This is a genomic window from Acidaminobacter sp., from assembly GCF_030247605.1.
Taxonomy (GTDB): domain Bacteria; phylum Bacillota; class Clostridia; order Peptostreptococcales; family Acidaminobacteraceae; genus Acidaminobacter.
In genome coordinates this window covers 17,090-37,597 of record NZ_JAOTSB010000027.1, presented here as the reverse complement: position 1 = coordinate 37,597, position 20,508 = coordinate 17,090, and the positions used below count along the sequence as shown (strand labels likewise).

The 20,508-nt window shown below is 52.9% G+C and carries 18 protein-coding genes, 1 riboswitch and 1 other annotated feature; of the genes, 13 read left to right on the top strand and 5 right to left on the bottom strand.

Features of this window, described 5'->3' with window-relative positions:
* The coding region (locus OEL90_RS11750) for an RNA-guided endonuclease TnpB family protein (RefSeq protein WP_300688752.1) at positions 1-735 on the top strand (735 nt) is incomplete at its 5' end.
* 166 nt (positions 736-901) lie between these two features.
* Here OEL90_RS11750 and OEL90_RS11745 read toward each other — a convergent pair.
* The 3 genes from OEL90_RS11745 to metF all read right to left on the bottom strand — a co-directional run bounded on the left by OEL90_RS11745 (position 902) and on the right by metF (position 5,160).
* Entirely contained in the window at positions 902-3,481 is a 2,580-nt protein-coding gene (locus OEL90_RS11745; RefSeq protein WP_300688750.1) for a homocysteine S-methyltransferase family protein, read from the bottom strand.
* Between the two features lie 106 nt (positions 3,482-3,587).
* Positions 3,588-4,259: a methionine synthase gene (locus tag OEL90_RS11740; RefSeq protein WP_291404074.1), complete on the bottom strand. Its 672-nt coding sequence runs from the start codon at positions 4,257-4,259 to the stop codon at positions 3,588-3,590.
* Between the two features lies 1 nt (position 4,260).
* On the bottom strand, positions 4,261-5,160 hold the full coding sequence (metF, locus tag OEL90_RS11735) for a methylenetetrahydrofolate reductase [NAD(P)H] (protein ID WP_291404075.1): 900 nt from the start codon (positions 5,158-5,160) through the stop codon (positions 4,261-4,263).
* 126 nt (positions 5,161-5,286) lie between these two features.
* Positions 5,287-5,386: riboswitch (SAM riboswitch) on the bottom strand.
* A gap of 243 nt (positions 5,387-5,629) precedes the next feature.
* Positions 5,630-5,868 (top strand) — a binding site (T-box leader).
* Between the two features lie 64 nt (positions 5,869-5,932).
* Between metF and ilvA the strand changes: the two genes are divergently transcribed.
* Positions 5,933-7,168: a threonine ammonia-lyase gene (ilvA, locus tag OEL90_RS11730; protein WP_291404076.1), complete on the top strand. Its 1,236-nt coding sequence runs from the start codon at positions 5,933-5,935 to the stop codon at positions 7,166-7,168.
* Positions 7,169-7,427: 259 nt separating this feature from the next.
* On the opposite strand, the gene OEL90_RS11725 is transcribed toward ilvA, so the two are convergent.
* Complete coding sequence (locus OEL90_RS11725; RefSeq protein WP_291404077.1) at positions 7,428-8,168, bottom strand: coenzyme F420-0:L-glutamate ligase; 741 nt, start codon at positions 8,166-8,168, stop codon at positions 7,428-7,430.
* Between the two features lie 31 nt (positions 8,169-8,199).
* Positions 8,200-9,720 (bottom strand): Na+/H+ antiporter NhaC family protein, encoded by a 1,521-nt coding sequence (locus OEL90_RS11720; protein WP_300688744.1) that lies wholly within the window; start codon positions 9,718-9,720, stop codon positions 8,200-8,202.
* A gap of 159 nt (positions 9,721-9,879) precedes the next feature.
* Here OEL90_RS11720 and OEL90_RS11715 point away from each other — a divergent pair, with 159 nt between their 5' ends.
* The 11 genes from OEL90_RS11715 to phoU (OEL90_RS11665) all read left to right on the top strand — a co-directional run bounded on the left by OEL90_RS11715 (position 9,880) and on the right by phoU (OEL90_RS11665) (position 20,435).
* Positions 9,880-10,620 carry a response regulator transcription factor gene (locus OEL90_RS11715; protein WP_291404079.1) on the top strand — a complete coding sequence of 247 codons (741 nt, stop codon included), beginning with the start codon at positions 9,880-9,882 and terminating at the stop codon, positions 10,618-10,620.
* 44 nt (positions 10,621-10,664) lie between these two features.
* Positions 10,665-12,440, top strand: coding sequence for a two-component system histidine kinase PnpS (gene pnpS / locus OEL90_RS11710; RefSeq protein ID WP_291404080.1), 1,776 nt, complete (start codon positions 10,665-10,667; stop codon positions 12,438-12,440).
* Positions 12,441-12,566: 126 nt separating this feature from the next.
* Positions 12,567-13,358: an EFR1 family ferrodoxin gene (locus OEL90_RS11705; RefSeq protein WP_300688741.1), complete on the top strand. Its 792-nt coding sequence runs from the start codon at positions 12,567-12,569 to the stop codon at positions 13,356-13,358.
* A gap of 549 nt (positions 13,359-13,907) precedes the next feature.
* Positions 13,908-14,225, top strand: coding sequence for a thioredoxin TrxA (trxA, locus tag OEL90_RS11700; RefSeq protein WP_291404082.1), 318 nt, complete (start codon positions 13,908-13,910; stop codon positions 14,223-14,225).
* A 65-nt stretch (positions 14,226-14,290) separates the two neighbouring features.
* On the top strand, positions 14,291-14,605 hold the full coding sequence (locus OEL90_RS11695) for a metal-sensitive transcriptional regulator (protein ID WP_291404083.1): 315 nt from the start codon (positions 14,291-14,293) through the stop codon (positions 14,603-14,605).
* A gap of 171 nt (positions 14,606-14,776) precedes the next feature.
* Complete coding sequence (locus OEL90_RS11690; protein WP_300688737.1) at positions 14,777-15,805, top strand: arsenic resistance protein; 1,029 nt, start codon at positions 14,777-14,779, stop codon at positions 15,803-15,805.
* A 169-nt stretch (positions 15,806-15,974) separates the two neighbouring features.
* Positions 15,975-16,565 carry a class I SAM-dependent methyltransferase gene (locus tag OEL90_RS11685; protein WP_300688734.1) on the top strand — a complete coding sequence of 197 codons (591 nt, stop codon included), beginning with the start codon at positions 15,975-15,977 and terminating at the stop codon, positions 16,563-16,565.
* A gap of 185 nt (positions 16,566-16,750) precedes the next feature.
* Positions 16,751-17,968, top strand: a complete 1,218-nt coding sequence (locus tag OEL90_RS11680; RefSeq protein ID WP_300688732.1) for a DUF438 domain-containing protein — start codon at positions 16,751-16,753, stop codon at positions 17,966-17,968.
* A gap of 155 nt (positions 17,969-18,123) precedes the next feature.
* Positions 18,124-18,645, top strand: coding sequence for an adenylyltransferase/cytidyltransferase family protein (locus tag OEL90_RS11675; RefSeq protein ID WP_291404087.1), 522 nt, complete (start codon positions 18,124-18,126; stop codon positions 18,643-18,645).
* Positions 18,646-18,916: 271 nt separating this feature from the next.
* On the top strand, positions 18,917-19,567 hold the full coding sequence (gene phoU, locus OEL90_RS11670; RefSeq protein WP_291404088.1) for a phosphate signaling complex protein PhoU: 651 nt from the start codon (positions 18,917-18,919) through the stop codon (positions 19,565-19,567).
* Between the two features lie 220 nt (positions 19,568-19,787).
* Complete coding sequence (phoU, locus tag OEL90_RS11665; RefSeq protein WP_291404089.1) at positions 19,788-20,435, top strand: phosphate signaling complex protein PhoU; 648 nt, start codon at positions 19,788-19,790, stop codon at positions 20,433-20,435.
* Positions 20,436-20,508: the final 73 nt, after the last annotated feature.

Genomic DNA, 20,508 nt, shown 5'->3' with positions numbered 1-20,508 from the left:
CCAAAGTTAGGTCTTGTTAAGTTCGCAAAGTCAAGAGAAGTTGAAGGCAGGATTCTAAACGCCACTGTAAGGCGTAACCCGTCAGGGAAATATTTTGTTTCCATTCTCGCTGAAACAGAGGTACAAGAATTTCAAAAGACAGGTTCGGTCTGTGGGATCGACGTGGGAATCAAGCACTTCGCCAAAGTATCAGATCACACAGAACGCGAAAACCCTAAGTGCTTCAGAAAATATGAGGCCAAGCTCGCAAAAGAGCAGCGCGTGCTCTCGAGGCGCGTCAAGCATTCAAAAAATTGGGAGAAACAAAGGGTTAAAGTTGCTAAAATCCATGAAAGAATCGCGAATGCAAGAAAAGACAACTTGCACAAATTTTCTTACGACATCATCAAAAATCACGATGTGATCGGAATAGAAGATTTGCAGGTTTCAAATTTGCTGGGGAATCACAAATTGGCGAAGGCCATCGCTGATGTGTCTTGGTCACAATTCAGAAGTCTGCTTGAATATAAGGCAAAGTGGTATGGGAGGCAGGTTGTTACTGTGGCCAGAAACTTTCCTTCAAGCCAATTGTGCTCAAATTGCGGATACAAGAATAAAGACGTTAAGAATCTTGCAGTTAGGAATTGGACTTGTCCGGAATGTGGCGCAATCCATGACAGAGATCTTAACGCAAGCATAAATATTAAAAACGAAGCCCTAAGGCTTCTAACCGCCGGTGCGACGGGGATAGCCTAATAAAAAACTGTTCGTTAGAACGGTGTTCTTAGGAATCCCGTGACTTGAGTCATGGGAGGTTCAACAAAAATAGTATTTAAATTTCATTACGGTATCTGACACCAAAATGAATTCGGAGACAGGTACACAGTGCGTCTTCGTACCTGACTCCAAATGTCCCTTCCAGCTAAGCGAAAACCTTGGCGGCGACGCTGACACCAGCCCGGGCGTCACGACAAAAATCATCTGCGCCTATGGTCTTGGCGTAGCTTTCCGTGAGGACGGCGCCGCCTACCATGATCCGAATGGGTGCCCCGGTCGCCCGCAGCGCCACAATCGTCTCCTCCATGCTGGACACCGTCGTGGTCATGAGGGCGCTGAGGCCCACCAATTGAATGTTCTCCGCCACCGCTGTACTGACGACTTTCTCTACCGGCACGTCCCGCCCCAGATCCAGCACATCATAGCCATAGCTCTCCAGCAGCACCTTGACGAGGTTTTTGCCAATGTCGTGCACATCCCCCTGTACCGTGGCCAGAAGAACCCGCCCCTTGGAGGTCATAGCCTCAGAGGACTCAGAGAGCTTCGCCCGGATCAGCTCAAAAGCAGCCGTCACGGTTTCCGCCGCCCGGATCAGCTGCGGCAGGAAGATCACTTTCGCCTCGTACCGCTGCCCAATCGCGTCCAGCGCCGGAATCAGGTGAAGGTCCACCACATCCAGAGGCGGCGTGGTCTCAAGCAGTACCTTGGTGCGCGCCAGAATCACGTCTTTTTGGCCTTCCAGCAGCAGCCGCTCAAAGCTGTCCGCAGGCAGGGCGTTTGCCGATGATCGCCCGCCAGCACCCTGAGATGCCCCAGCCGCCGCCGGTACAACCGTCGTCACCGAAGAAGGAGGTACCGCAGCCGCTGCACCGCCGCCATTCGTCAATTGCCCAATCAGCGCCGCCGCCTGGGCCGCAGAAGCGTGAGCCGCCGCGAGTACAGCGTCCTTTGCGTCCGAATCCTGCTTCGCCTGGTCCGCTTTTTCGTTTTGATAATCAATGTAGGCCACCGCCCCCTGGTCTTGATTGGCCAGCACGCGGAACGCCATCAGCGTATCCATGATGCCCTCCGCACCTGGATCGATGATCACCGCATCCAGTCCGCTGGTCAGCGCCATGGCGAAATAGGTGCGGTTGATCAGCGCCCGGTAAGGCAGGCCATAGGAGACGTTGGAAAGGCCCAGGGTCGTCAGCGCGCGGGTCGTCGTCTTGACCGCCCGGATCCCCTTCAAAGTCTCCATAACCGCAGCCTGCTGAGCAGACGCCGTCAGAACGAGACAGTCGATCATCAGCCTGCTTTCGTCAATGCCGTAAGTGGCTGCCGTGTCAATCAGCTTGCGGGCGACGGCCATACGGCCATCGGCTGTTTCAGGGATCCCGTTTTCATCCAGACACAAGGCAACTATATAAGCGCCGTATTTCTTCGCTATCGGGAAAATCTTTTCCATGGAGGAAGGCTTGCCGTTGACTGAGTTGATGATGGCCACGCCGCTGTAGAGCCGGAGGGCACGCTCCAGCACAGCCGGCTTGGTGGAGTCAAACTGGAGAGGCGCCTCGATCAACCCGTTGAAGGCCTCGATGATCTCGCTCATGACTGCCATTTCATCCACAGCGGGCAGGGAGGTGCAGACATCCAGTACTTCAGCCCCATGGTTGATCTGGTCGAAGGCTTCCTTGATCGCCGCAGAAGAATTTCCAGCCAAAAACTGTGCTTTAAGGCCCTTGTTGCCGGACGGGTTGATCTTCTCACCCACCAGCGTGAACTTGCCCGTCAAAGCCACCTTTTGCTGAGCAGAGCAAACATAATCCCCGCGCTCTGCAGCAGGCGCCGGGCGATAATCCCCGCGAAGGCCGTTCAGCGCCTGAATAAATTCCGGTGTCGTGCCGCAGCAGCCGCCTATAATTTTGACGCCGCCCTGGACAAAGCGTTTGCCAAAGTCAGCGAAGGTCGCCGCGTCAACGGAAAACTCCGTGCGGCCGCTGACGGATACCGGCAGTCCCGCATTCGCCTGGACCATCACCGGTACCTTGGCGAATGCCAGGATCCGCTGAATGATGGGCTCCAGCTCTTCAGGACCTAAGGAGCAGTTGACGCCTATGGCATCTATGCCGAGGGCTTCCAGGGAAAGGATCATGATTTCGGGGTCCGTCCCGGTGAGGGTGCGGCCGTCATCCGCAAAAGTCATGGTCGCGAAGACCGGCAGGCTTGAATTTTCCTTGGCCGCCAGGACCGCAGCCCGGGTTTCCCCAAGGTCTGACATGGTCTCGATCAGGATGAGGTCTGCGCCGGCTGCCACGCCGGCGACGATTTGCTCTTTAAAATACTCGTAGGCACCATCAAAATCGAGGGCACCAATAGGTTTCATCATTTTCCCAATTGGACCGAGATCCAGAGCGATCAGGGCTTGCCGCTCACCGCGGGCAGCCTTGGCGTTCTCCACCGCCGCCGTGACTACCTCTGTCACCGAATAGCCGCTGGTGGACAGTTTGTAAGCGTTGGCGCCAAAGGTATTGGTCGTGATCACGTCAGATCCGGCCTCCAGATACTCACGGTGAATTCTTTGGATCAGCGCCGGATCCACAAGGTTTAATGCCTCCGGCAGCGTCCCGGGTTTCATGCCGTAGCGCTGGAGCATAGTGCCCATGGCGCCGTCGAAAATCATCAAATGCTCAGGGGCAAAAAGCGCCGTGAATGCAGCTGATGAAGTGTTATGTAGTTCGCTCAAAAAAATCACATCCTCAGATTATTTTAATCGTTGTATTATCTCACTGTTTAAGTCGTTGATTTATTATACCTCATTTCGAGCTGACACTGGCAAAAAAGACGCCCGCTTACCGGCGGCGCGTACACGTCTCCTTCAGCGGGCAGAGGTCACAGCTTTCAAGGCCGCAGCGGTGAGGTTTGGCCGATGGTGTCGTTTCTTCCCCCAGTACCTTGGGCAGCACCCCCAGAATCGCCACCACGCTTTTTCGAGGTGTCAGGAGGTAACTGTCGCTTAGGGAGACGCCAATGCGCTTGTGGGCCACCAGGGCCTCCAGAATGGCCTTCTGAATGGTCAGGGACAGGTCGCCGTAACCGGGACTGTAGCGAAAGGTCAGGTCACCGGCACGGCTGCGGATTTCGGCCTCGCATTTGTCGCACCAGGCCTCCGTTAAGGCCGAAGCGCAGGCGTCCGCGATCAGGCCGGCGGTGGGGGACAGATGGCTCTTTAAAGTAATCAGTCGTTCCGCCTGGGGGCCCAGCGTGCAGGCCATGAGGTAAACGGTGTCGCAGGGTGCCAGCAGCTTCGCGATGTCCTTTCCGAGAAGGGGCTCCGACAGCCCTTGGAGCCAGATCCCCTCGGCTGTCTTCTTTTCGACGGGGAAGGGGTTATAAATCCATCGGCCAACCAGCTTTGCTTCAAGCTCGGACGAGAGAGCCTCGACTTCAGCGAGGGTCTGGGGGTCGGCCTGTTCGGGCTCGCGGATGCCCAGGTACCGAAGGACTTCGTCGCGATTGATCACACTATCCCTCTTTTCTGGTGCTGAGGGCCTTGCGGATGGAGCCGATGCTCTCCATGATGCGGCGGGTAGGCTCCGGGCGGTTCATGGTATAGAGGTGGATGCCGTCGACACTGCCGCTGGACATGAGATCGATGATCTGGTCGACCGCGTAGGCGATGCCGGCTTCCTGAAGAGCCTCCGGGTTGTGCTCGTATTTGTCGAGGATGCGCATAAACTTTGGCGGCAGGTTGCAGCCGGACAGCTCCTGGATCTTTTTGATCTGGTTGATGTTAAGGACGGGAAGGATGCCTGCCAGGACTGGGGTTTTGATGCCGAGGAGCTCCATCTTCTCTCTGAACTGGTAGAAGAGCTCGTTGTCAAAGAAGAGCTGGGTGATCAGGAAGTCGAGGCCGGTTTTGGTCTTGAATTTCAGGTTTTTTAGGTCGTCAATTTTGTTTCGGGACTCAATGTGGCCCTCCGGATAGCAAGCGCCGCCTATCGAGAAATTGTCAAACTTATGGATGTCTTCAATGAGCTCATAAGCGTACCTGTATTCCGGTGTCCAGGACTTGTCGTCGAGGAGCGCCTGAGGGATGTCGCCGCGCAGGGCTAGAATGTTTTCAACGCCGCTGGCGCGGATCTTTTCCAGGGTCTCGATCATGCTGGACCTGGAGGAGGTGACGCAGGTGAGGTGGGCAATCGATTCGATGCCATAAGTATTCTTGATTTTAGAGGCAATTTCTATGGTGTTGTCCTGGCTCGTCCCGCCGGCGCCGTAGGTGACGCTGATGAAGTCCGGGCGCAGGTCTTTCAAGGCCTCGATGGTTTCATAGATCGTTTCGATAGGGTAGTTGGCCTTGGGCGGAAAGATTTCAAAGGAAACAGTCGGCCGGGTGGTAAGGAGCATATCTCTGATTTTCATGGGGGCGTCTTCCTTTCGTTGGCTATAACTTTGCTGTATTAGGATCAGTGGCCGGGTGTTTCAAAGGATTTTAAAGATTTCAGGCAAAAAACAAAGCTCTACCGAAGTAGAGCTACGCATGTCGTGATCTCATCTCCCGGTTAAACCGCTGGACTTAGCACCACGCCCTTTTGGGCAGGTTGCCGGACTTCGCAGGGCCAGTTCCCTCCGTCACTCTGGATAAGTGCCATCCCGGACGGATGGCGGCTATTGAATTGAACTAATTATAAAAAGTAAGCGGGCAGATGTCAAGGCGAAATTCTGAATTTTTAGTTCTGTTTTCGCGTCTTTTTGAAAGAACAATCAGTTTATAAGGTAAAAGCGCCTGAAAGCATTGACTGTCAACCGTTACAAAAATTTTATAAATATTTTCTAAAACCCTTGAATTCGTCCGAAAGTTCTGATATTATTCATAACAATATATCGATATTCATTTGCGACGACGGGAAACGGAAAACGCAAACGGTTGCCACAGAGAGTCAACATTTGGTGAGAGTTGACGCAGTGCCGCGCATTTTCAAATCATCCCTGAGCAGAAACGCTGAACACCTTGTTGTTTGAGGCATGTAAGTGTTTTCGGCTGGCCCCGTTATCGGCCCAGGCTTGATAGAGCCGAGTGAGTGGCATTCGTGCAAATAAGGTGGTACCGCGGAATATTCCGTCCTTTCATAGTGAGAGGGCGGTTTTTTTGTTGGAAGAAAAAGGAAAAGCGGCAGAATTGGAGGGCTTTCAAATGGCATTACACATGGTTAAAGACAAGGTGACTTATCACGATTTCGTGGACTTCAAAGCGGCAAAGGAAACACTCAAACCTGTGATCCGTGAAACGCCGCTTATTTTCAGTGAGGCGTTCAGCGAAGAATGCGGCAACCGCGTCTACATAAAGCCGGAAAACTTGCAGGTCACGGGTGCGTTCAAGATCCGCGGCGCTTTTAATAAAATCAATAAATTGACAGACGAAGAAAAGGCGCGGGGCGTCATTGCGTCCTCAGCGGGCAACCACGCCCAGGGCGTCGCATTGGCCAGCACCCGACTCGGTGTCAAGTCCACCATAGTGATGCCAAAGACCACACCCATCATCAAGGTGGAGGCCACGAGAAACTATGGTGCGACTGTCGTGCTCGCTGGCGACTGCTATGATGAAGCATACGATGAAGCTATGCGGCTGCAAAAAGAGCAAAACAGTGTCTTCATCCATCCTTTTGACGACCTGGATGTGATTGAGGGTCAGGGGACCATCGGCGTGGAGATCCTTGAAGACCTGGAGGATGTGGACGTGGTGCTGGTGCCTATTGGCGGCGGCGGACTGATCGCGGGCATTGCGCTGGCTATGAAGCAGCTGAAGCCATCCGTAAAAATTGTGGGGGTCGAGCCGGAGGGCGCCATGGCTATGAAAGCGTCCGTCAAGCAGGACGAGATCGTGTGCCTGACCCACGTGGATACCATAGCGGACGGCGTTGCCGTCAAGAAACCGGGCAAACTGACCTTCGACATCATCCGGGAGTACGTGGATGAAATCGTCACCGTCAGCGACCGCGAAATCATGGAGTCCTTCCTGATGCTGCTCGAAAAGCACAAACTGATCGCGGAGAACTCCGGAGCAGTCGCGCTGGCGGCGCTCAAGAAGCTTCACGTCTTCAACAAGAACGTCGTCAGCGTCGTCAGCGGCGGCAATATTGACGTGGTGACCATCTCCACGCTGATCAACAAGGGTCTCGTCTCCCGTGGGCGGCTCTTCTGCTTCAGCGTTGAGCTCCCCGACAAGCCGGGCGAGCTGGTCAGAATCTCCGAAGTCTTGGCAAGACTCAATGCCAACGTTATAGGTCTCGACCACAACCAGTTCAAGAATACCGACCGCTTCATGAACGTCGAGCTGGAAGTCACTTGCGAGACCAGTGGCCATGCCCATATTGATGAAATTCAGCGGGAACTGGCGAAGATTGGGTACAAGGTGAGAAAGGTCTATTAGAAACTCGGTGTCAGCGGCCTTTGGCCTATCGACCCCCAGTTTCACAACAAGAGAAACTCGGTGTCAGCGGCTTTTGGCCTATCGACCCCCGGTTTCACAACAATAAAAGAGAGAGCCTCAGTGAAGCGTCACGCTTTCACCAGGCTCTCTCTTTCGTTTGAGAGAAACTCGGTGTCTGACACCAAGTTCCATCTTTCATTTAAAAGAAACCGGGTGTCAGCGGCCTTTGGCCTATCGACCCCCAGTTTCTCCCTCTTTTCTAAAGCTCACTCGAAATCTTTCTGATAATCCCCATAGGGGTCTGCTCCAGGTCCTGCCCAAGCGGGTTATCCTTCAGGATTTTCGCAATTTTAAGCCTGTCCATGCCCGGATGGGAAGTGCCCAAAATGACGCCGCTGATGTCATTGATGTCCGCAATCGCCACCTTGATGCCCCTGAGGTGGGCGCTGATTTCCCGGGCGACCTCGTCAGGCTTGTCCGGCCCCAGGACGACACATTGGTTGTACGGCGGCAGGGTATTCGGCGTTGGGCCGTCAATGGACGACGCCTTGTAGCCCGCGAGCTGGTAGAAGACGCCTTTCTTTCCAAGAGGCTTCGTCACTGCGCTGGCCGCCGCCGCCATCATGATGCGCGGCACTCCGCACTCCCTGAGGGCCATTTCCATGGTTTCAGGAATGCCCAGGCCAATGCCGGCCGGCGTCTTGGTGACATACTTGGAGAGCACTTTAGCCAGCTTGCGCGGCTTGATATCCTTCATATAGTGCGCGCGGCCCTGAGTGATCGCGACGATCTTTTCCGTAATAAACAGGATGTCGTCCTTTTCCAGGTGCTCCCTGGCGTAGGTGTCGACGATTTCCTTCAGTTGATCGCCAAACATGACAACGTGGGTCTTGATGGGAATGCGCAGGAAGCGCTCGCCGCCAATCTCAATTTCGGGATATTTAACTTTCTTTGGCTTAGCAGGTTGAGCCGGTTGTGCAGGTTGGTTGGGTTCAGTCATGGTCAAATCCTCCATTCAATTGGTCGAGAGGTCATTTGGATCCCTCGTTGTGCCGATGGTCACCTATCGGCAGAGCACTGGAAGCGATCCGCTGGATCATAGTCGCTTCAGGCGCGCCAAGCCGTATTGTTTTATGTAAGCCTCTGGCTGCGAAATAGAGTGTGATGGCGGGCAAAAGCCAGCTGGATAAAGCGTAGGGCAGGTAGGCCGCGGTAGAGACGCCGGTGACGGTGGCCACCAGGATGCCGTTGATATTCCACGGAATGAGCGGCACGCACACCACGCCGGTATCGCTGATGGTCCGGGCCAGCAAACGGCGGTCGATCTTGAAAGCGTCGTACTTTTCTTTAAAGTAATTGCCGGTGATCAGCGTGGTCATGGTTTGATTGCCGGAGACCAGACTGACCAGCAGACTGATCATGCCCGTAGAGAAGATCAGGTGGCCTCTGGTGCCGAGATGTCTTGAGGCTCTGTCCAGAAGCGGCTCGAGACAGCGAATCAACTGAAACAGACCGCTCAGGGCAGAGGCAATGGCTATGAGCAGCAGCGCGCCCATCATAGAGGTCAGGCCGCTGCCTGAAAACAAGGCGCCAAGGGGACCGCTGCCTTCGAGACCGGTGAGCAGAGGCATCCACTCGAAGCCGCCCCCAAGGAGGCCGCTCCCAATGCTGAGGACGAGTGCCGCGCCAAGACTGACGACCATGTTCTGGCGCAGGACGAGCACGAAAAACAGCATCACTGCGGGTGGAATCAGCTGGGCGGGAGCGATTTCAAAGCTCTGACCCAAGAGCTGCCTGAGGGCGTCAAGGGACTGGGCCTGTGAATCGCTGGCAGAGGGTCCGAATAAACCATAGGATATGGTTGTCATTATAAACACTGGAAGGGTGGATGACAACATATAAACGAAATTTCCTTTCAAATCCGTACCGGTAATTTCCGAGACGAGGTTGAAATTGCTCGACATGAGGGAGGTTCGGTCGCCCGTGTAGGCCCCTGAAACCACGGCGCCCACGATCATGGCCTCGTTCAGCCCAATGCTTCTGGCAATCGCTATGAAGACCAGTCCTACGGTAGAGGTGGTCCCAATGCCGGAGCCTAGGATCATGGACACGGCGACGCTGGACAGATAAGCTGCCACCGCCAGATTAAAGCCGGAAAACGCGTCAATGGAATAGGCCATTAAGGAGGCCAGGACCCCCGTCTGCATCCACAGGGGAATGATCATGCCCACCAGGGCCAGCATCATAAGCACCGTTTTGACTTTGTAGATACTGTCGAGCGACGCTCGAACCAGCGGCCTGACGGAATAGCCGGCGTGCAGGGCGAGGCCGAGGAAGATCAGGTAACCGGTCACCAGCCCCCAGTAGATGGGCTTTCCGAACGCTATGGACGCGCCCAGGGCTGAGATCGTGATGAGCAGGCCCAGGCTGACGACCAGGGTGGACAGGGGCTTTGGCCCGGTGGGATCAAGTGCGCTTTTTGCCGATGGCACCGGATCTGACATTCCAGAGGTTTGATGAACAGTTTGCTTCGGTGACGGATGATCAGGCATGTGAGACCTCCTGAGTTGTGACTGCGATCATTCTTATATTATCATAGTTGCCATGACAGAATAAGTCATCCTTAAAAGTAGGCAAAAAAATTTACGGCTATAACGTGAATTTAACATTAATCGGGTATATTAAAGAAGATAACGCTGGAGGTGTATTGCATGAATTCAGGTACTTCAGGCCAGGGGCAGGTTGCCGCGACCGCCCAGCCAAAGACAAAGATTTTGATAATAGAGGACGACCAGAACATTTCAGAGCTCATCCGCTACAATCTGGAGGCCACCGGCTATACGGTCCTTGCGGCTTTTGACGGGGAGACCGGTTACAGGCTGGTCGGCGAAGAGCGTCCTGATCTCGTCGTCCTGGATCTGATGCTGCCTAAAATGGACGGCATTGAGATCTGCAACCGGATCCGCCGCACCGAGGAGCTGAGCCATACCGCTGTCATCATGGTGACTGCCAGGGGCAGCGAGACCGACCGCATAGTGGGACTGGAAATTGGCGCAGATGACTACATGACCAAACCTTTCAGCGTCAGGGAACTGGAGGCGCGGATCCGTACCGTGCTCAGGCGGGCGAAGACGCAGCCGGAAGAGACAGCGAGCACGGGTGTCATCAGGGTCGAAGACATTGAAATTGATCTGGACAAGCATGAAGTCAGAAGAGGCGCCAAGGTGTACGTCCTGACCCTTAAGGAATTTTCCCTGCTTAAAATGCTGGCGGAAAACCGCGGCAAAGTACTGACCCGCAACCTGCTGCTGGACGAGATCTGGGGCTATGACTATTTTGGAGAAACAAGAACAGTGGATGTTCACATCCGCCATCTTCGAAGCAAGATCGAGGATGAGCAGCACGGCAATTTGATCGAGACCGTGCGTGGGGTAGGGTACAAACTTAAGTAAGACAGAGGCCGCTGTGGAAAACATGACATAGGATAGGAGCGTCTATGCAAAGAAGATTGTTTGCCATTTTTTCGTTTATCATTATTCTCACGGTGCTGTTTATGGCACTGATGTCCAACAGCCTGATCCGCCAAAGTTACATGAACGGCATTGAAGAGCGTCTGAGCTCGGATGCCAGGTACATTTCGCGCCTCCTTGAAATGGAAGGGGACGACCTTGGCAATGTGACGCCGGAGTTTCAGACTCTGTCCAGGGATCTGGACTTTCGGATTACTTTGATTGCGGCGGATGGGGTTGTCCTCTACGATTCCAGCCAGCCGGCGGAGACCCTTGAAAATCATGGGAGCCGCGCTGAGGTTGTAATTGCCATGGCGGGTCAGGTGGGGCGGAGCAGCAGGGCTTCAGCGACCATCGGCACAGAGCTTTTATATGTGGCGGTGCCGAATCCGGCGCCGGACAGCGAGGTGGCTGTCATTAGACTGGCGGTGCCGCTGACCTCGGTGGATCAGTATACGCGCAATTTGATCCAGATTGTCATTGGGGTCGCGGTGATTGGCCTCGTGGCCGCGCTGACCCTGGGGTACCGCTGGATCGTGTCCCTGATGCGGCCAATCAAGGAAATGAGCAGCGCCACCAAGCGCATTGCGTCGGGGTATTACGGCGAGAAGGTTTATGCCGACTCAGGGGATGAGTTTGGGGAGCTGGCCAGGAGTTTCAACACCATGAGTGATGAGCTGAAGGTCAAACTGGAGGAGACCGGTGCCCAGAATACCCAAATGAACGCCATCCTGTCCAGCGTGCTCAATCCGGTTATTGCGGTGGACCGGGAGCTTCGGATTCTGTTTATCAACGGCTCCGCCAAGAAGATTTTTGGTGCTGATGGTCTCGAGCCTAAAGGCCGCTACATCCTGGACTTCGTGCGCAACTCCAAAATGGTGGAGACGCTTACGGGCTTGATGAAAACCAACGAGCCGACCGTCCGGGAGATTGAACTGACCGCCGCCGGCCGGGACGTCTACAACGTCTACGCGAATCCAATCCGGGAATTCAAGGAGGGTGGCCGCAATATTGGTGTCGTCATGATTTTCCAGGATATTACGGAAATACGCCAGCTGGAAACCATGCGCAAGCAGTTTGTCGCCAACGTCTCACACGAGCTGAAGACGCCGCTGACCAGCATCAAGGGGTTTGTGGAAACCTTGCGGGGCGGTGCAGTGGACGACGTCAGGGTACGGGACAGATTCCTGGAAATTGTCGAGTCTGAAGCCACGCGCCTCAGCGAGCTGATCGATGACCTGCTGATCCTGACGGACATTGAGCGCAGGACCGAGGATGGTGTCTATGAGCCAATTGATTTAAGGAAGACCATCTGTGATGTGGTGCTTATGCTCGAAGACAGCGCGGCGACGAAGTCCATTGCCATTCAGAAGCTGCTGCCGGAGACGCTGCCAATTCTTCATGGCAACCCGAACTGGTTTAAGCAGATGGTGATCAATTTAATTGACAACGCCGTCAAGTACACGCCGGAGGGCGGTCATGTGACGGTCAAGGTGACTTTTGACGCTAAGGACATCACCCTTTCGGTCCGCGACAACGGCATTGGGATAGAGCGAGATCACCTTGGGCGGCTGTTTGAGCGCTTCTACCGGGTGGATAAGGCCCGCTCCAGAGATGTGGGCGGTACCGGCCTGGGGCTGGCCATTGTGAAGCATATCGTCCTGTCTTTTGGCGGGGTGATCTCCGTCAAGTCAGAGCCGGGCAAGGGCAGTGAATTTACCGCGAAGCTTCCAAGGACGGATGCGGGGCAGCGGGTGCTCTAGAAAAGATATAAGAGTTGTATGAGTTGTAATAAGTACGTGAAGGCGTTTATAATGAGAGGGAGGGATGAGGTTAATACATTCCTCCCTCTTTAATTACATCATCTCGACTTGGAGGTACAACACGACATGAAGCCACAAAATGTAACACTGATATATTTCAGTCCCACCGAAAATACGAAAAAAATTGTGGAAGCTATAGGCGCTGGCGCAGGCTTGGTTTCTAAAGCTTATGATCTGACTCTTCCTCAAAATAGGGATTTCACACTTGAATTTGGGTCTGAGGATCTAGTGGTGTTTGGTGTGCCTGTCTATGCAGGGCGTATTCCGGAACTGATGGCAGAGTGGATGGTTCGTCTCAAGGGCAATGGGACGCCGGTCATTATGGCGGTGGTCTATGGAAACCGAGATTACGAAGATGCACTGATTGAACTCAGGGATTTATTGACGTCGCGGGGGTTTCTCGGGTTGTCCGGCGCTGCCTTCGTAGGCGAGCATTCTTATACAACCCGGGTCGCTTCCGGTCGGCCGGATGAAAACGATCTGGCTGTGGCAGAGGCATTTGGCGCGAAGAGCGCTGAACTCGCAGTGGCCGCGGTGAAGGACGCGGACTATGTCACTGTCAGCGGCAATACGCCTTATAAACCGCGTGGGGTTATGCCACCTATGGCACCGGTCACGACGGATGCCTGCATTCGCTGCGGCATTTGCGCAGCCTTTTGCCCGACGGCTGCCATTGACAGCACGGACTTTTCAAAAATCGAAGCAGAGAAATGTATCCGCTGCTGCAGCTGTATCCGACGGTGCCCAACAGAGGCGAAGAGCTTTCAGCATGAGAGTGTTTTACAAATCAAGAACCGTTTGATAGAAAATTTTGCGGATGTTCGAAAAACAGTGGAGTGTTTTTATATCAAAAGGTAATGGGTTTTTAAAAAGACATGAGGGCAGCGTGAGTCAGAAAATCGGCGATCGCTGCTCTTTTTTGCTCGAATGCCCCTTGACAGGGGGGGTGTGCCTATGGTAAAACTAATATATAGATACCCTAAGGGGGTATAAAACTCGGTGACGCGGACTGAAGTATTACTGTAATATTTCGTCAGCCGTGAACCTCGCTTCGCCTTAAGCCACGCTTTGCGTGACTCAAGGCTGCGCTTCGGTCGCGGGCTGCGCCCTATTCAAAGAAAGATAACGCCATACTTCAGAGAGCAAGCTCTCTTCGCATGTTGCCACCTTACTTTGTGCGGACTGAAGTATTACTGTAATATTTCATCAGCCGTGAACCTCGCTTCGCCTTAAGCCACGCTTTGCGTGACTCAAGGCTGCGCTTCGGTCGCGGGCTGCGCCCTATACAAAGAAAGATAACGCCATACTTCAGAGAGCAAGCTCTCTTCGCTCGGCGCCACCTTTCTTTGTGCACGTCTGTTAGCCAATCAAAATCGCCCATAGAGCGACCTATTAGGAGGAAATTACATGTTAGTATTAGACCAGAATAATTTCGAACAAGAAGTATTGCAAGCAGAGGGCTTTGTGCTCGTGGATTACTGGGGTGACAGCTGTGCGCCATGTTTAGCGCTCATGCCGGATGTCGAAGCCCTCGCAGCGGAATATGAAGGCAAGGTCAAATTTGGCAAACTCAACACGAATCAGGCACGCCGCTTAGCCATCTCCCAAAAAGTTTTAGGGCTTCCTACCATTATCCTTTACAAAGACGGTCAGAAGGTCGCAGACGCGACGAAAGACAGAGCGACGAAAGCCGGCATTAAAGAGATGATCGAGGCACACCTCTAAACTATCAGGCACAGGCCCTTGTGGTCTAAACCACGGCAAAACCTAGCCAACCCGGAGGTCAAAGCATGACGAAACTGGATCAAATACAAAAACAATTTAGTGAAAATTACGAAAGCAATGAAGAGATCATGCGCCGCCTGAAAAGGATCGAGGGACAGATCAAAGGCATTCAGAGAATGGTCGAGGAAGAAAAGCCTTGTCGGGATGTCCTGACTCAGGTATCGGCCGTCAGGGCAGCGACCAATAAGGTCGGCAGCGCCATTCTCGAAAAATATTACCGTCGCAGCATGGTGGAAATAGCAGCGGGAGATCACCCGGACGAGGCTATGGATGAGCTTCTGGATACAATTCAGAAATTCCTGGGCTTCGTGGAGGCGTAAGAAACGCGACATTCATAAGTTAGAAAGGTCAGTCGTTGAGGTGGATGCTGAAGGTGGGGAAGTGTGACCATCGGCTAAAGCTCTGGGAAATTTTGCGACTGGCCTGATTTTTAAAAACTTTAGCCCTACCCGCCCCGGACGGGGAATACATGACGAAAGACTGGTGACACAATGACAACAGCTTCATTTTTCAAATTCCTGGGCAAGCTCCAGAAAAATCTGGCCGTCAGCATCCCCGCCTTCATGATCCTAGGCGTGCTCGCCGGCAACTTCTTCAACGTCAGCGCCCTCAAAGGCCTGATTCTGCCGCTGACCTTCTTCATGGTCTACCCTATGATGGTGACCATGGACCTGAAGTCCCTTCTCAAAAAAACCAACACGAAGCTGCAGGTCACGACGCAGCTGGTCAACTTCATTCTCATGCCCGCCGTGGGTTACTTAATGGCCACGACCTTCTTCAAGGATCAGCCTTACCTGGTTCTTGGCATTCTCCTGACGTCCCTTCTGCCGACCAGCGGCATGACGATCAGCTGGACCGGCATGGCCAAAGGCAACATCCAGGAAGCCGTTAAGATGACTGTCATAGGTCTCATTCTCGGATCCGTCCTGGCACCATTTTACCTCGTTTTCTTCCTGGGCACCTCCATCTCCATCCCAATGACGGACATAGCCCGCCAGATCCTCATAGTGGTCTTCCTCCCAATGCTGGCCGGCTACTTTACCCAGCGCGAGCTTATCCGCCGCCACGGCGCCGAGAAGTTCCAAAAGGTCTATAAGAGCCGCTTCCCGCTGATTTCGACCCTGGGCGTCCTGATGATCGTCTTTATCGCGGTGGCGCTGAGAGCTAAGATCCTGGTCTCCAACCCGGCACTGGTGCTGCAGCTCCTCGTGCCTCTCGTGCTGATCTATCTCGTCAACTTCACCCTCAGCACGCTGATTGGCCGCTTCATGTTCAAACGCGAAGACGCCATTGCCCTCATCTATGGCACTGTCATGCGAAACCTGTCCATCAGCCTTGCCATTGCTATGACGGCGTTCGGCGCCCAGGGGGCAGAAGCCGTACTCGTCATCTCTCTCGCCTTCGTCATTCAGGCCCAGGCAGCCGCCTGGTATGTCAAACTGTTCAGCCGGTTCTACCCGCCAAAGACAGAGCCAAGTACGGCTGCAGATGGTTTGTTGCAGGTCTCTTCAAGTAAGTAAAACTCAAAAAGGCGGAAAAGAGTGTCAGCGATCTTTAGCTTATCGCCCCCATCTTCCGCCTTTTTATCCAGCCTTTTTTCCATTTTCCTCGGCATACTGCACCCCCCCGCTGGGTATACATAACCATAATTCAACTCAAACGTACCATCCACACCAGGAGGTGATCGCAGTGAACACCATCTACGACTGGTTTATGGCCCCTTTGGAGGCGCTCCGTTTAAAGGCTGTCAGGAAAGCAATAATGCCCGGAGCCTCAGGTAAGGTCCTGGAAATTGGCACTGGTACAGGTGCGAACCTGCCATTCTTTGATTATGCCAAGATCAATTCGCTCACACTCAGTGACCTCAAATTATCCAAACGCGCAAAGCACTTCAAATTTCCAAAAAGCCTCAAAGTAGTCATGCTTGAGGCGCCGCTCGAAGACCTGACAGTCCCGCCGCAGTCCTTTGACAGCATTATCTTCACGCTGGTCTTTTGCTCTGTCTCCGACCCCCTGGAAGGCTTGAAGCGCGTCTACGACCTCCTGAGGCCCGGCGGCAGGATCTACTTCATTGAACACGTCATGCCGGATCACAAGCATAATCATGTCAGGAAAGTGGTCAATGGCGTCAACCCCCACTGGAGCAAAATTGCCAGCGGGTGCAATCTGAACAGAGAGACTCTGGAGACCATTAAAGAAGCAGGCTTTCTCCTGGAGCGTCACAGCACCTCCCTGGGTGGCGCTCTGATCGAAGGCGTAGGCATCAAACCAGAGATGTAAATTTCACTCCTAATTATTGAAGCCCCTTCATGGGCGACGCGTTGGCCAACCGTGCCACGCCCGTCCTACAAAGGGGCTTCTTTAATTTTACCAGTTTAATTTCACTGATAATCTGTGACTGACCCCCTCAACCTGGGTATAGACACTCCCGTAGACTGCAAAATGAACCCCAAGGAGTGAGCCCGTTGAAAATAAACGAAACCAGAGTCAGCCGCCTGGTGGACTATGTCCGCGGCGTACTGAAAAAACAGGACGGCAAGTCGCTGTACCTCGAGTTCCGCTCAGATCTGGAAGCTGTGACCCCTCAGGAGGTCTTTGAAATTATGAACCACGTCTGGTCCTCCGGCACAGGGTATGATGACATTCTGAGTGTCCTCGACAAGATCATCAACGTGTTCTATCATGCGCTCAGCAGCTACACCTGGCCAAAACCGGAACCCAATTCCTTTATTGATCTTATGCTGCGGGAAAACCAAGCCATGAACGCGAAGATGGACCAGGTCAAGGCTGTGCTCAAGCAGGGGAAAACCCTCGAGAACCGTGAAAAGCTCCTCGAGACCCTGACTCCGCTCCTTGAGTTCGAGGCCCATTATCTCAAAAAGGAAAACATCCTCTTTCCAGTCATGGAGCAGCGCATGCCGCGCTTCGAGGGCGTCGGCATTATGTGGGCACTGCACGACAACACCCGTGCCAACCTCAAACATGTCATTCAGATGCTGACCGAGGGCACCGCGTCTGAGCAGGAAATCAATGCCGAGCTTGGCCAGCTCTTCTTCAATATGATTGGCCTCGACCAGAAGGAATCCCTGATCCTCTATCCCTGCGCCTCAGAAGTCCTTGATCCCGAAACCTTCAAAGCCATGACCCAGCAAAGCTTTGAGTATGGATTCCCGTTTCTCGATCCCCAGACCCTCCCAGAGCCTGTTTCAGCCGATGGTCTCAGTGCCCCGCACCCCACCCCCAATTTTCAAGGTCTTGAAATCAACACCGGCACCGGCACCCTCAGCGCCGACCAGCTGGTGATGATGCTCAACGCGCTGCCGGTGGATATGACCTACTTAGACGAAAACGATAAGGTCAGATATTTCTCCAGACCAAAGGATCGCTTTTTCCCACGGTCAGCCGCGATTATAGGAAGAGACGTGCGCTACTGCCATCCGCCCCAAAGCGTCGACAAAGTCCTAGACATAGTCCAGGCCTTCAAAGAGGGACGACAGGACACCGCCAGCTTCTGGATCGACCTCAGAGGCAGAAAAGTCCTGATCCAGTATTTTGCCCTGCGAACCCCTGGTGCTTCTGCCGATGGTCCCCCAACCTACCGCGGCGTCCTGGAAGTCAGCCAGGACATCACGGACATCCAGAAGATGGAGGGACAGAGGCGGCTGCTGTCCTGGGAAGAGTAGATATTTACAAGAACATAAACGACTAACCCAAGATGACCTATAAACAAAATTTCTGCAAGAGCTTGTGGAAATTAACTTCTATTGGGTATTAAATACTATGGATGCACCGGTTTCAGTCTAACTGTCAAATCTAATTTCCCTCTTTGGAGGACAAAATGTCCGAAAAATCGAATTTAATAAATATAAGTTCAGAGAAGCCCTGCTGCGGACTTGTTATAGGGAAATTCATGCCGCTGCATTTAGGGCATGCAGCCTTGATCCGGTTTGCTATGGAGCGGTGTGAGCGTCTGACGGTGGCGGTGATTTCGAAACCATCTGATCCTATTTCTGCGGAGATCAGGTGTAGCTGGTTTGAAAAGCTGTTTGGTTCGTCATTAAGCGTCAGGGTCGTAGACCTTAGAGAAGTTCATCTGCCGGTAACCGGAGAGCATACACCGGAAGCAGAGGCGGCTTGGACCCGTTATTTCGCTGAAGAATTTTCAGAGACGGATATCCTTTTTTCCTCCGAAAGCTATGGGGACGTTCTGGCTGCGGCCTTGGACATTCCCCACTGCCTCTACGACCCAAACAGGGACAGCCACCCGGTTTCCGGCGCTCAAATACGAAAGCATCCGGAAGCGTTCAAGCACTACCTTCCAGAACTGGTTTACGAGGATCTGAAGCGCATGCGTTTTTAGTATTCAGCCGTGCAACGGATTGGTTTGCTTTATTGCATTTATGCTACTTCTAAATTTGCAGCCCCATTTCTATACCCACTGGTCCCATAGCACTTAGTGCTGTTGGCTGCCGGTGGGCTTTTTTCATTTTGCTCGGATTGCCGCCCGGAGTCACTTGCGGGTTCAATGAAAGCAGAAGATTTCACCTGAATTTAACACAGTCCTAACGCAGAAAAAATAATGGACAGGTATGATGGGCTCAAGGGTGGTATGCGAATAGGAGGTAACCTTGTTGAATCGACCAAAGCTTGTTAATAATATAAGAAAAATGGATGATATGCTGATGACCATGATCATCTTAATTCAAGAGCAACTGGAAATTACTAAATCCGCTTTGATGAATCAGGACAAAGAGCTCGCTTATCAGGTGAAAAAAATGGACAAACGCATAGATGATCTCGAAATGGAGATTGAACGCGAATGTATTGATGCCATTGCCCTTCAGCAGCCCTTGGCCTGTGATCTCAGGCGGATTGAGTCCACGCTCAAGATGATCACGGATCTGGAGCGTTTAGGGGATAATAACGTGAATATTGCCCGTATTGTTTTAGCCCAGAAAGAGCGCCTTACAATCAAACCCCTGATTGAGCTTCAGAAGTTGTTTGAGCTGGTGGCGCTGATGCTTCGTCAGTGGACAGACAGCTATGTGCGCGCCAGTGTCGAGCTTGCCGTTCTGACGGCTCGAATCGATGATGAAGTGGATCTGATCTATGAAACCTTTTACCGGGGCATGCTTGAAATCCTGGTAGACCATCCGGAGCAGCGCGACCAGATCGTCGCCTACCTGTTCGTTGGGCGGTATCTCGAGCGCATGGGAGATCATATCACCAATCTCAGCGAGCGCGTTGTGTACACCGTAAGCGGTGAACGAGTGAGCTTCTAAATTTTGCCGATGGTTACGGTTCACACATGGTTATTTATTTAAATCCACACTGAGAGAGTGAGGAGGGCACGTGCCGGGTGGGCGCGTGTTTTTCTTGCGTTGAAATTCTGTATTGAAGTTTTCAAGGTAATTGTGTATAGTCTAAAAAATCACATAAAATAGATCTTTTAACTCAAAAAATGAGCATTGAAAATATAATTGGGGAGGCACCTTACAAAAAATGAGAAAAGGTTATGATGCCAAATTAAAGGAAGTTAAAGAACTGGTACTCGAAATGGGCAATATAGTGGCAGACGAAATAGAATTAGCTATGGTAGCGCTGCTGACCCAGAATGCGGAGCTGCTCATACGGGTCAGGGAGCTCGAAGAGCAGTCGGACGCGCTGGAGCATAAGATTGAGGATACCTGCGTCAGTCTTGTAGCGCTGCAGCAGCCTGTAGCGAAAGACCTGAGGCTGATTACCTCAGCGCTGAAAATTGCCACAGACCTCGAGCGTATGGGCGATCACGGCGTGAATATTGCCAATGTCGTAGAGCGGCTGAGCAAGGAAACCTACATCAAGCCCTTGGTGGATCTGCCAAAGATGGCGTCTCTGGTCAACAAGATGATCCGCGGCAGTCTTTCCAGCTTCGTGCATGAGGACATGGATGAAGCCTGCAAAGTAGCACAGCTGGATGACGAAGTGGATGCGATTTACGAGAAGATTTATATTGAGCTGCTGGGTATGCTGGCAGGGAATAAAGAGATCATGAACCAGGTCATCGACCTGCTGTTTGTGGGCCGCTTCCTGGAGAGAACAGCAGACCACGCCACCAATATCTGTGAAGCCGCCATTTATCACGCAAGCGGGAAGCGGATGGAATTTTAAAGAGGAAAAAGGGAAGATGGAAGCGGGTGTCAGACACCCACTTCCACAAAAAATAGAAACTCGGTGTCAGACA